An 11,644-nucleotide genomic window follows, 5' to 3' on the forward strand; every position below is an offset into this window, starting at 1 on the left:
CATTCGCAGCATGCGCTCCAGTCCAACTGGCGGACGGCCCCGCCCATCACCCTTCGGATAGTGCGGCAGCAGCGCGGCGACCAATGTCGCCCACGGCGTCACGGCCTCGATCTCGGCGAGAAAGCGGTCGCGTCGTGTCTGCTTCTTCTTCTGGGCGAACTCGGCGTCGGAAAAGGTCGATTGCTTCATCAGGTACATGCCAACATTGGATGCGCTATTGTGCCAGCTGAGCTCGCTGCCGTGGAGTGGCGCCGATTAAATCAGTGCTTCCTTAACCCAAGTAAACAAAAATGCGCGTCCGGGTCCAAAAACAGGCTCAAAATAATTGGGGTCAGAGTCAAATTATTGGCCAATTGCCCGGCGGATAACTAGGGTCAGAGTTGAATTATGGTGAATAGTGAGAATGTTAATGAACAATTCGACTCTGACCCTAGCAGCGAATTTGCGCCTGAAAGACCGTTGGTGTGCGGATGGGCGTTCTCTCCCTCGTCCTGCATGAGTGCGCAGGCGGTGGCAAAATGCGAGACTTCGCTGCAATGCAGCCCGTTCCAACCACGCGTGGAGATTCCGCATGACCGACACCACAAGCTACGTCCCTCCAGCCGTCTGGCAGCCCGCCCCGTCCGGCGGCGCCTTCGCCAGCATCAATCGCCCGGTGGCCGGCCCCACCCATGACAAGGAGCTGCCAATCGGAAAACATCCGCTGCAGCTGTATTCCCTGGGCACGCCGAACGGCCAGAAAGTCACCATCATGCTGGAAGAGCTGCTCGCCCTCGGCCATGCCGGCGCCGAGTACGACGCCTGGCTGATCAGGATCCAGGAAGGCGAGCAGTTCTCGAGCGGCTTCGTGGACGTCAATCCGAACTCCAAGATCCCCGCCCTGCTCGACCGCAGCGGCGAACAGCCGGTCCGGGTCTTCGAGTCCGGCGCCATCCTGCTCTACCTCGCCGAGAAGTTCGGCGCCTTCCTGCCGAAGGATCCGGCGGCGCGCACCGAGACCCTCAACTGGCTGTTCTGGCAGATGGCGTCCGCGCCCTATGTCGGCGGCGGCTTCGGCCACTTCTATGCCTATGCGCCCGAGAAGTTCGAGTACGCGATCAACCGCTTCGCGATGGAGACCAAGCGCCAGCTGGACGTGCTCGATCGCCGCCTCGCCGGCCAGCGCTACCTGGCAGGAAGCGACTACACGATCGCCGACATCGCCGTCTACCCGTGGTACGGCGGCCTGGTGCAGAACCGGCTGTATTCGGCGGCCGAATTCCTGTCGGCGCAGGATTACCGGCACGTGAACCGCTGGGCCGAAGACATCGCCGCCCGGCCCGCCGTGCGGCGCGGCCAGCGCGTCAACCGCATCCGCGGCGACGAAGCCAGCCAGGTGCCCGAACGGCACGATGCCTCCGACCTGGATTAGGCAGGCACCCCGAGGATCACGCTCGAGGCCTTGAACAGGGCGGTCGCCTCGACGCCTTCCGCGAGGCCCAGCACATCCAGGCTCTCGTTGGTGATCGTGGCGGCCACGCTGCCGCCGGCGGGCAGTTCGATGACCACTTCGCTGTTCACCGCGCCGCGCATGAGGCGCGCCACCCGGCCCCGCAGCTGGTTGCGCGTCGACAGGCGCGCGCCCTCGCCGTCCGTCATCACGATCACGGACGAGGCCTTCACCAGCGCGAAGGCCTGCCGCCCCACCGCCAGGCCGAGGTTCTCGGCGCTCTCGCGCGTCACGATGGCGACGATGGCCTGGCCGCCCGGGGTCTCGAGTTCGATCTCGTCGTTGACGGCGCCCTGCCGCACCCGCGACACGGTGCCGAAGAATTGGTTGCGTGCACTCGTCTTCATCTTGAATCTCCCCAGTAAGGCCAGGTCGTCCGCCAGGCTACCCGCCTGCCGGTTGAGCCGCTCGATAAAATCATTGTGCACCTGTTCGATCATCTGGAAATTCGCCACCAGTTGCCGGCCGCGAGGCGTCAGGCGCGTGCCGCCGCCGCCCTTGCCGCCGGTAAGCCGTTCGACCAGCGGCTCGCCCGCGAGATTGTTCATCGTATCGATCGCATCCCATGCCGCCTTGTAGCTCAAGCCGGCAGCCTTGGCCGCTTGCGTGATCGAGCCGAGCTGCCCGATCCGCGCCAGCAGTTCGACCCGGTTTGTACCGCCCAGGTTCTCACCGCCGATCGACATCCAGAGCTTGCCCTGCAAGGCGATATTCTTGCCGTCCTCATCCATTAAACATTCTCCGTATTGCCTAACGATCACGGCTTCGTTATATACTCGCATATATAGCGCATTCCGACTGCTTGGAGAGATCATGAGACACCTCGCCTTCCTGCTCGCCTCACTCGCCTCACTCGCCTGCGCGGCAAGGGCCAGCGCCGACGATATCCAGGTCGCCGTAGCGGCCAATTTTACTGCTCCGATGCAGAAAATTGCCGCTGAGTTCGAAAAAGAAACCGGTCACAAGGCCCGGCTCGCTTTCGGCGCCACCGGCAAGTTCTACGCCCAGATCAGCAACGGCGCGCCGTTCGGGATCCTGCTGTCGGCCGACGACGACACCCCGGCCAGGCTGGAACGCGAAGGCCAGGCCGTGGCGGGCACCCGCTTCACCTATGCGGTCGGCCGCCTCGCGCTGTGGTCGGCCAAGGAAGGCTATGTCGATGCGCGCGGCGACGTGCTCAAGGCGGGCGACTACCACCACCTCGCGATCGCCAACCCCAAGACCGCGCCCTACGGCGCGGCCGCGGTGACGGTGCTGAACAAGCTCGGCCTGATGGCCAGGGTCGAACGCAAGCTGGTGCAGGGCGAAAGCATCGCCCAGGCCTACCAGTTCGCCAGCACCGGCAACGCCGAACTCGGCTTCGTGGCGCTGGCCCAGGTCTGGCGCGACGGCAAGCTGGCCTCCGGCTCGGCCTGGGTCGTGCCCGCCAGCCTGCACGACCCGATCCTCCAGGACGCGGTCGTGCTTGCCAAAGGCAAGGACAATCCCGCCGCCAGGGCCCTGATGGCCTACCTGAAATCGGACAAGGCGAAGGCCATCATCCGCTCCTTCGGCTACGAAACATGATCCTGGCGGCGGACGCCGGCAACCTGGCTGCAATCTCGCTCACGCTCAAGCTGGCATCGGTCGTCACCGGACTGCTGCTCCTCATCGGCACGCCGCTCGCGTGGTGGCTGGCGCGCACCCGCTCGCGCGCCAAGACCCTGGTCGGCGCCGCGGTGGCGCTGCCGCTGGTGCTGCCGCCCACGGTGCTCGGCTTCTACCTGCTGCTGGCGATGGGGCCCGATGGCCCCCTTGGCCGCCTGACCGGCGCGCTGGGCCTGGGCACGCTCGCCTTCACCTTTCCCGGCCTGGTGATCGCCTCGGTGTTCTATTCCCTGCCCTTCGTGGTCCAGCCCCTGCACAACGCCTTCGAAGCGATCGGCGAGCGCCCGCTGGAAGTGGCGGCCACCCTGCGCGCCACTCCCTGGGACAGCTTCTGGTCGGTGGTGGTGCCGCTGGCCAGGCCCGGCTTCGTCTCCGGCACCATCCTCGGCTTTGCCCATACGATCGGCGAGTTCGGCGTGGTGCTCATGATAGGCGGGAACATCCCCGACCGGACGCGCGTGGTCTCGGTCCAGATCTACGACCATGTGGAAGCCATGGAGTACGCCCAGGCGCACTGGCTGGCGGGCGGCATGCTCGCCTTCAGCTTCGTGGTGCTGCTGGCCCTGTATACCGTCTATCCGCAATCGATGAAGGGAATCCGCCGATGAGCGGCATCCAGGCGCGCTTTCGCATCGACCGCGGCGCTTTCGTGCTCGATGTCGACCTCGACTTTCCCGAGCGCGGCGTGACCGCCCTGTTCGGCCATTCCGGCTCCGGCAAGACCACCTGCCTGCGCGTGCTGGCGGGCCTCGAGCGCGCACCCGGCGCGCGCGTGACCGTGGGCGGCGAGACCTGGCAGGACGAGGCGCGCGGCGTGTTCGTGCCGACCCACCGGCGCGCGGTCGGCTACGTGTTCCAGGAAGCGAGCCTGTTCCCCCACCTGAGCGTGCGCGGCAACCTCGAATTCGGCTTGACGCGCATCGCGCCGGGCGAACGGCGCTTCGAACTGGCGCCGGTGGCCGAGCTGCTCGGCATCGCGCACCTGCTGGAGCAGCGCCCCGCCCACCTGTCGGGCGGGGAGCGCCAGCGCGTGGCGATCGCGCGCACCCTGCTGGCCTCGCCCAGGCTGCTGCTGATGGACGAGCCGCTCGCCTCGCTCGACCTGAAACGCAAGCTGGAAATCCTGCCCTACCTGGAGCGCATGCACGACGAACTGGCGCTGCCGATCGTCTATGTCAGCCACTCCCCGGACGAGGTGGCGCGCCTGGCCGACCACCTGGTGCTGCTCGAGGGCGGCCGGGTGGCGGCCAGCGGGCCGCTGGTGGAAACGCTGGCGCGCATCGACCTGGCGCCGGGCTTCGACGAGGATGCGGGCGTGGTGATCGATGCGGTGGTCGACGGCCACGAGCCGCACGGACTGACGCGGCTGCGCTTCGGCGGCGGCATGCTGTATGTGAGCCAGCGGCGCGAAGCGCCCGGCAGCCGGGTGCGCTGCCGCATCCATGCGCGCGACGTCAGCCTGACCCTGGAGCGTGCGCGGGGGACCAGTATCGTGAACATCCTGCCGGTGGTGGTGAGCGAGGTCGGCGCCGGCGGCGCGGAGGGACAGGTGCTGGTGCGGATGCAGGTGGGAGACAGCGCGCTGCTGGCGCGCATCACCGAGCATTCGCGGCGCGAGCTGGGCATCGCGCCTGGAAGCCGGTTGTGGGCGCAGGTGAAGGGGGTGGCGCTGCTGGCGTAGGTGGTCGGCAAAAGCCGCCCACCCTACCCGCGCAGCGCCCTTTCCAGGTCGGCCAGCTCGGCCGGCTTGACCAGGTGCGCATCGAAGCCCGCCTCCAGCGCGCGCCGGCGGTCTTCGGGCGAACCGTAGCCGGTATGCGCCACCAGCCGGATCCTGGCCAGCGCCGGGTTCTGCTTGATGCGGCGCGCCACCTCGTAGCCGTCCACGCCCGGCAGGCCGATGTCGAGCACGATCACGCTCGGCTTGTGGCGCGCGGCCAGCATTTCGATCTGGCTGGCGTCGGCCGTGGTATAGGCCTCGTAGCCCATTTCCCCGAGCAGGAAGCCCATCATCTCCATGGCGTCGACATTGTCGTCCACCAGCAGCACGCGCATGCCGCCGCCGTCCGTGTCCGGCTCGGCCTCCACTGCCTGCTCCGGATGGGCGGCCCTGGTCACGCGCAGCACCGGCAACTCGACCGTGAAGGTGCTGCCCAGGCCGATGCCCGGACTGGTCGCCGACAGGTGGCCGCCGTGCAGGTCGAGCAGGTGCGACACCAGCGACAGGCCGATGCCCAGCCCTTCCGGCGCGCGGTCGGGCGGCACCGCCACCTGGGCGAACATGCCGAAGATGCGCGACAGGTTGTCCTCGGCGATGCCGATGCCGTTGTCGCGCACGGCGATGCACACGCGCCCGTCCTCGCGCAGGCTGACCGTGAGCGTGATCTCGCCGCCGGTGGGCGTGAACTTGGCCGCATTGTGCAGCAGGTTGCCGACCGACTGGGCCAGGCGCACCGGATCGCCCGCGACCCAGATCCGCCCGTCCGGCTTGACCACCTCGAGATGGTGGCCGCGCGAGGCGATCAGGGGCGCGGCGGTCTCGATCGCCTGGCCGATCACGCCGCCCAGGTCCACCTCCTCGTTGCGCAGCACGATCTTGCCTTCCGAGATGCGCGCCACATCCAGCAGGTCGTCCACCAGGTGCGCCAGGTGGTCGACCTGGCGCGTGATGACTTCGCGCGCGCGCGCCTGGCGCTCGCCCGACGCCTCGCCCGCCGCCCCGAGCAGCGCGGCCGCGTTGCGGATCGGGCTGAGGGGATTGCGCAGCTCGTGCGCCAGGGTGGCCAGGAACTGGTTCTTGTTGCTGTCGGCGGCGCGCAGCAGCGCTTCCATCTCGCGGCGCGAGGTGATGTCGCTGGTCACGCGCGCCACCCGGTAGACTTCGCCGCGCGCATCGCGCACCGGGAACAGGCGGTCGCGCACCCAGCGCGTCCGGCCATCAAGGCCGCTGATGCGGAATTCCTCGTCATAGTGCGGCTCGCGCACCAGCGCTTCCCAGCACGCGGTCATGTGCGCCCGCTCATCCGGGTGCACCGCCTCCAGCCAGCCGGCCGGATCCTGCCCGAGCGCCTCGGCGCTGCGGCCCCAGATCGCGTCATAGGCCGGGCTGACGTAGAGCAGCGCGCGGTCCGGCACCGAGAACATCCAGAACACGTCGTCGATGTTGTCGGTCAGCTGGCGAAAGCGCTCCTCGCTGTCGCGCAGGTCGACCTGGGTCTGGCGCATGCGCAGCAGCGCATTCACGTTGGCGACCAGTTCCTCGGCCTCGATCGGCGCCGCCAGGTAATTGTCGGCGCCGCCCTCGAGGCCGCGGATCTTGTCGGCGCGGCCGGTCAGCGCGGCCGAGGTCTGCAGCACCAGCACGCCGCAGGTTTCGGGATCGGCCTTGATGCGGCGGCACACTTCGATGCCGTTGATGTCGGGCAGCTTGACGTCCAGCAGCACCAGGGCCGGCACGGAGCGCTTGACGATCTCCAGCGCGTCGGTGCCGTTGGCCGCTTCCGTGACCTGGAATCCCGCGCTTTGCAGGATGCGCGTCTTGGCGTAGCGGGCGCCGTCGTTGTCGTCAACGTTGAGGATCTGGGTCGAGTGTGCTTTCATGATTCGTTTCCATCATTGGCCGTCGGGGACGCCGGCGGACGGCGCGGCACAGTCAGCGTGAAGGTGGAGCCGACGCCTACCGCGCTGGCGACGTCGACCCGGCCGCCGAGCAGGTCGGCCAGTTTGCGGCACAGGGGCAGTCCGAGCCCGGTGCCCTTGCTGCGCCGCTGCAGCGGATGCTCGATCTGGCTGAACTCCTCGAAGATGAGCTGCAGGTTGTCCGGGCTGATGCCGATGCCGGTGTCGGTCACCGCGAAGGAGATCGTGTCGGCCTCCTGGTCGAGCTCCGCCAGCACCCGCACCGAGCCGTGCTCGGTGAACTTGAGCGCGTTCGAGATGAAGTTGCGCAGGACCTGGGCGATCTTGCCCTCGTCCGACAGGAAAGGCTCGTCGATGCCGGAGGTCTCGAACAGCAGCTCGACGCGGGCTTCGTCGACCAGCGGACGCATCATGCCCTTGAGGGCGCGGAACAGGTTCTCGACCACCACCGGTTCGATCTGCAGCTCGACCCTGCCGGCCTCGATCTTGGCCAGGTCGAGCAGGTCGTTGACCAGCTCGGACAGGTCGGCGGCGGCCTTGGAAATATACTGGACCTGGCGTTCCTGCTCGACGGTGAGGTCGCCATCCATGCGGTCCAGCAGCAGCTGGGCCAGCGCGCGGATCGAGGACAGCGGGGTGCGCAGCTCGTGGCTGGTGTTCGACAGGAAGCGCGACTTCATCTCGTCGGCGAGGCGCAGGCGCTCGGCCTTGTCCTCGATCTCGGCGTACAGCGCCACGATGCCGCGGTTGGTGTCTTCCAGTTCGCGCGTCAGGGACAGCAGGTCGTCCTGGCGTTCGCGCAGCTCGGCCAGGGTGGACAGCAGCTCCTGGTTCTGCAGCTGCAGCTCGTGCAGCGTGTTCGACACCGGGCTCTCGGCCAGGCGCGCGCCGATCTCGGCCAGCCTGGCCGATCCGACCCGTTCGGAAGGCGGCAGCGCCTTGCGCACCGTGACCGTGGTCGCTCCCGCCAGGCCGGGATCGACCTCGCAGGCATCCATCAGGCGGTGCGCCGTGACGATCGCCAGCTCGTGCAGCGACTCCTGGGCGTCGCCGGGCGCCGACGGCGCCGACGGCATCGCGATCCGCGGGCCATTGCCGGCGCTGACCAGGATCTCGAGGTGCTGGCGCGCTCCCATCTCGCGCAGCTGGAACAGGGCGCGCCCGCCCGTGCCCTGGTGGCAGGCGCCGCGCGCGATTTCCGATACCGCGGTGCCGATCCGCACCTGGTCCTGCTGCGAGAAGCCCAGCAGGGCCGATACCTGGCGCGCGCGCTGGCGCACCAGCACCACGTCCTGGTCGCGGTCGAGGCCGACGCTGAGGATGCGCTGGACGGTCATCCGGCGACTCCGTGGCGGCGCACCACCAGCACCAGCGCATCGTCGCGCCGGCGGATGTAGTCGCGCATCAGGATGGCCGCGATCAGGGCCGGACTGCGGCCGGCCAGGCCGGGATAGCGTTCCAGGCCCCACTGGGTCTGGATCCCGTCCGAATGCATGATGCACAAGGCGCCCGGCGGGAACGGCAGGGCGAACTCCTGGACCTTGCGCATGTTGTGGCCGACGATGCCGTTGTGCGAGACCAGCGCGCGGCGCGCGCCGTCGATCACGCAGCCGCCGATGTTGCCGACGCCGGCGAAGCGCAGTTCGTCATGTTCGAAGTCGATGCGCGCCGCCGCCAGCGCGGCGCCGCGCGTGATGCGCAGCGCCTCGTGCGTCGCGTGCACCAGCTCGCCCGCCTGGCTTCCGGGGCGCTTTTCCAGCGCGCCGATCGCCGCGGCGGCCGCGCGCGCGGCTTCCGGGCCGTGTCCCAGCCCGTCCGCCGCCAGCAGGGTGGCGCCGCGCCGGCCGCAGCTCACCGCCCAGCCGTCGCCGCATTCGTCCTCGCCCGCCATCGGCGCCCACAGCGCGCCGACCTCGACGCCGCAAGGGTCCGGCGGCGGCAGGTCGCGCCACAGGCGCATGAAGAACACCGCGCCGCCGCCACGCTCCGAATACACGTCGAACTCGTCGGAAAGGCGGCGCAGCGCGCCCAGGCCGGTGCCGGCGGTGCCGGCGGTCGAGACCCCGTCGGTCAGGCTGTAGGCCAGGTCGTGGATGCCCGGACCCTTGTCGAGCGCTAGCACGTCGATGCCGACGCCGGCCGCCGACTGCGCCGGGCCGAGATGGATTTCTCCCTCGCCCGCATGCTTGAGGATATTGGTCGCGGCTTCGGTGATGATCAGCGCCAGCTGGCCGGCGCGGGTTTCGCTGTAGCCGAGCGAGTCGGCCAGCTTCTGCCCCGCGCGGCGCGCGGCGGCGACGTCGCTGGCATGGGTGATCGCGAGCACGCTCTGCCGGGTGAGCGAGCTGATCAGCGTTTCCATTTGACCACCATGACTGCCGTGCCCTCGTCCATGCGGCTGTCGATCGCGAATTCGTCGACCAGGCGCTTCGATCCGCCCAGGCCGAGCCCGAGGCCGCCGCCGGTGGTGAAGCCGTCGCGCAGCGCGCTGTCGAGGTCGGGGATGCCCGGACCGCCGTCGACGAAGATCAGGCCGATGCCCTTGCGGATACCGTCGGACAGCGCGTCCAGGTGCACTTCGCCGCCGCCGCCGTACTTGATCGTGTTGCGCGCCAGTTCGCTGGCGGCGGTGACCAGCTTGGTCTGGTCGACCAGCGACAGCGCAATCGCCACCGCACGTTCGCGCACCTGCTTGCGCAGTCCGACGACGTCCTCGTCCGACCGCAGCGGCAGGGTCACCCTTGCCGTGCGCTGCTGGCGGTGGCTATCCAGCAGTTCGGTCTCGAACAGGACTGCATTGGTATGCGCGTCAATCATCACCCGAAGCTCTTTCCTAGCAGGGCCATGCCCTTCTCTACATTGAGCGCGGTCTTCACGCCGTGCAGGGTCAGGCCCAGCTCGACCAGGGTGATCGCCACCGCCGGCTGCATGCCCACCACCACCGTCCTGGCGTCGAGCACGCGCGCCATGGCGGCGGTGTTGCTGATCATGCGGCCGATGAAGGAATCGACCAGGTCGAGCGCCGAGATATCGATCAGGACGCCCTTGGCGTTGTCGCGCACGATGCGTTCGGTCAGGTCGTCCTGCAGGGTCATCGCAAGGCGGTCATGCATGTCGACCTGGATCGTCACCAGGAGCAGGTCGCCCATGCGCAAGATAGGAATCCGTTCCATGCGCGATCTCAGGCGGCGTGCTTGCTGACGACGGCGGTGCCGGTGCGCTCCAGCGCGACCAGGAAGGCGTCGGCCAGGGTGGCCTTGGTGACCACGTCTTCCAGGTTGACGCCGAGGTGCACGATGGTCTGGGCGATCTGCGGACGGATGCCGCTGATGATGCAGTCGGCGCCCATCAGGCGCGCGGCCGCGATGGTCTTCATCAGGTGCTGGGCCACCAGGGTGTCGACGGTCGGCACGCCAGTGATGTCGATGATGGCGATCACGGCGCCGGTGTCGACGATCTTCTGCAGGATGTTTTCCATCACCACCTGGGTGCGGGCCGAATCCAGGGTGCCGATCAGCGGCAGCGCCAGGATGCCGTTCCACAGCTTGACGACCGGGGTCGACAGCTCGAGCAGCTCCTGCTGCTGGCGCACGATGATCTGGTCCTTGGCTTTCTGGAACACTTCGATCGTGTACAGGCCGAGCTTGTCCAGCAGGGTGTTGATGGTCCAGGATGCCGACGCCAGCAGGTCCGGCTCGTCGGCAAACGCCGCGCGCAGGTGGCCGAACACCGGCTGCTTCAGCGAGAAGATGAAGGTGGCGGTCTCGCTCGGGGTCGAGCCCGTCTTGGCGCGGGTCGAGGAGATCTCGCTCAACAGGTCGCGCACTTCATCCCATGAACGGTGCTCGGTGTTGTCCAGCACGCCTCCCCGGGTGGCGGCCGCGAAAGCGGCGATGAACTGCTGACAGTGGTTACGCAATTGTTCGCGGGAGGCGCTCGTACCGCGCACCGCCAACGCTTCCAGCTGGCCCAGCCACTCGGCGCCGATCGCCGACTGCTGCTCCTGGAGCATCTGGCTGAGACGGGTTGCGTAATCCTTCGTGGTCATCTGTCGTTTCCTTATCGAATTATTGATGGCGCCGCATCGTCACGTGGGTGTGCACCGGACTGTGCAGGCGATATTCTGTTAAACAACCAACTATACCATCTCACCATGTGTGGATAGGCCATGGCACGATTGTCGTCAGGATATTTTTGCTTAGAAGTTCGTCAATGGCGCGCACGAATGGCTTGGCGCACAGAAATTTGGCGCAAAGAGAAAGGAGCGCGCACTTCTTCGGCGCGGTGGGAAGCGAAAGAGCGCGCGCGCGGCTCCCTCCTTTGCGCGATACCGGGCCAGGTATCGCGGCTTAGACTATCCAGGATCGCATGGCGAACTCGCTCCGGGAGAACGATATGAAAACGCAACAGCGCCCCTCCGACAAACCGAAGAACCGGGCCGTTGTCGCTGACAAGCGGAACCAGCAGCAGCATGACGACGATGCGCTGGACGAAGCCCTGGACGAATCGTTTCCGGCCAGCGATCCGGTGGCCATCGATGTCACCTCGGTCGAGCCGGCCGAACGTCCGCGCAAGCGACGCTCCTGAATCCCGCCCCTCACCACGCCAATGAAAAAGGCGCTGTCACCTTTGCGTATGGAAGAGACCGATCGCGGCCCTGAGCAATTGTTCCGCTGAACTGATACGTCCGCCGTCCAGCGCCCATTGCCAGCCGAGATAGTTGGGCAGGTAGCGCGACGCGACGCCGTGGAAGCGCGCCAGCCATTCACGAAAACGCCGGTGGTAGGCGTTGACGTTCTGCACGTGGATGGCGCCACGCACCCGCTCGCCGGCGCGCAGGCTGACGGTCTGGTGCGCGATGCCGGCTTC

The 11,644-nt window shown here is 67.7% G+C and carries 13 protein-coding genes and 1 pseudogene; 5 read left to right on the plus strand and 9 right to left on the minus strand.

Annotation, left to right across the window (positions count from 1 at the left end; all coding sequences use genetic code 11):
- The coding region (locus H162_RS0128715) for a transposase (RefSeq protein ID WP_026355234.1) at positions 1-189 on the minus strand (189 nt) is incomplete at its 3' end.
- A gap of 382 nt (positions 190-571) precedes the next feature.
- Here H162_RS0128715 and yghU point away from each other — a divergent pair.
- Positions 572-1,411: a glutathione-dependent disulfide-bond oxidoreductase gene (gene yghU / locus H162_RS0128720; RefSeq protein ID WP_020656927.1), complete on the plus strand. Its 840-nt coding sequence runs from the start codon at positions 572-574 to the stop codon at positions 1,409-1,411.
- Here yghU and H162_RS0128725 read toward each other — a convergent pair.
- A complete protein-coding gene (locus tag H162_RS0128725; protein ID WP_020656928.1) occupies positions 1,408-2,220 on the minus strand; it encodes a TOBE domain-containing protein in 813 nt (270 codons plus the stop codon). The two genes, yghU and H162_RS0128725, sit on opposite strands and share 4 nt — an antisense overlap.
- Positions 2,221-2,302: 82 nt before the next feature.
- Here H162_RS0128725 and modA point away from each other — a divergent pair, with 82 nt between their 5' ends.
- Genes modA through modC form a run of 3 tightly spaced genes read left to right on the plus strand, consistent with a single transcriptional unit; the run spans position 2,303 to position 4,817 of the window.
- Positions 2,303-3,055, plus strand: coding sequence for a molybdate ABC transporter substrate-binding protein (gene modA, locus H162_RS0128730; protein WP_020656929.1), 753 nt, complete (start codon positions 2,303-2,305; stop codon positions 3,053-3,055).
- Positions 3,052-3,744, plus strand: coding sequence for a molybdate ABC transporter permease subunit (modB, locus tag H162_RS0128735; protein WP_020656930.1), 693 nt, complete (start codon positions 3,052-3,054; stop codon positions 3,742-3,744). The genes modA and modB overlap by 4 nt, the downstream gene beginning before the upstream one ends.
- Complete coding sequence (gene modC, locus H162_RS0128740) at positions 3,741-4,817, plus strand: molybdenum ABC transporter ATP-binding protein (protein ID WP_020656931.1); 1,077 nt, start codon at positions 3,741-3,743, stop codon at positions 4,815-4,817. Before modB ends, modC begins: the two co-directional genes overlap by 4 nt.
- Positions 4,818-4,840: 23 nt before the next feature.
- Here modC and H162_RS0128745 read toward each other — a convergent pair whose 3' ends face one another.
- The 6 genes from H162_RS0128745 to H162_RS0128770 are packed head-to-tail and all read right to left on the minus strand — an operon-like array spanning position 4,841 to position 10,823.
- Positions 4,841-6,736: a response regulator gene (locus H162_RS0128745; protein WP_020656932.1), complete on the minus strand. Its 1,896-nt coding sequence runs from the start codon at positions 6,734-6,736 to the stop codon at positions 4,841-4,843.
- Positions 6,733-8,112: a sensor histidine kinase gene (locus tag H162_RS0128750; protein ID WP_020656933.1), complete on the minus strand. Its 1,380-nt coding sequence runs from the start codon at positions 8,110-8,112 to the stop codon at positions 6,733-6,735. The genes H162_RS0128745 and H162_RS0128750 overlap by 4 nt, the downstream gene beginning before the upstream one ends.
- A complete protein-coding gene (locus H162_RS0128755; protein ID WP_020656934.1) occupies positions 8,109-9,137 on the minus strand; it encodes an ATP-binding SpoIIE family protein phosphatase in 1,029 nt (342 codons plus the stop codon). The genes H162_RS0128750 and H162_RS0128755 overlap by 4 nt, the downstream gene beginning before the upstream one ends.
- Positions 9,125-9,592: an anti-sigma regulatory factor gene (locus H162_RS0128760; protein ID WP_020656935.1), complete on the minus strand. Its 468-nt coding sequence runs from the start codon at positions 9,590-9,592 to the stop codon at positions 9,125-9,127. The genes H162_RS0128755 and H162_RS0128760 overlap by 13 nt, the downstream gene beginning before the upstream one ends.
- Complete coding sequence (locus H162_RS0128765) at positions 9,592-9,948, minus strand: STAS domain-containing protein (protein ID WP_026355235.1); 357 nt, start codon at positions 9,946-9,948, stop codon at positions 9,592-9,594. Before H162_RS0128765 ends, H162_RS0128760 begins: the two co-directional genes overlap by 1 nt.
- An 8-nt stretch (positions 9,949-9,956) precedes the next feature.
- A complete protein-coding gene (locus H162_RS0128770) occupies positions 9,957-10,823 on the minus strand; it encodes an STAS domain-containing protein (RefSeq protein ID WP_020656937.1) in 867 nt (288 codons plus the stop codon).
- 347 nt (positions 10,824-11,170) lie between these two features.
- On the opposite strand from H162_RS0128770, the gene H162_RS32280 reads away from it, so the two are divergent.
- Positions 11,171-11,362 (plus strand): hypothetical protein, encoded by a 192-nt coding sequence (locus H162_RS32280; RefSeq protein WP_156885854.1) that lies wholly within the window; start codon positions 11,171-11,173, stop codon positions 11,360-11,362.
- A gap of 36 nt (positions 11,363-11,398) precedes the next feature.
- Here the strand turns inward: H162_RS32280 and H162_RS0128780 are convergent.
- A pseudogene (locus tag H162_RS0128780) lies at positions 11,399-11,644 on the minus strand (IS1595 family transposase); the annotation flags it as partial.

Origin of the sequence: Massilia niastensis DSM 21313, assembly GCF_000382345.1 — a bacterium.
Classification (GTDB): Bacteria; Pseudomonadota; Gammaproteobacteria; order Burkholderiales; family Burkholderiaceae_D; genus Telluria; species Telluria niastensis.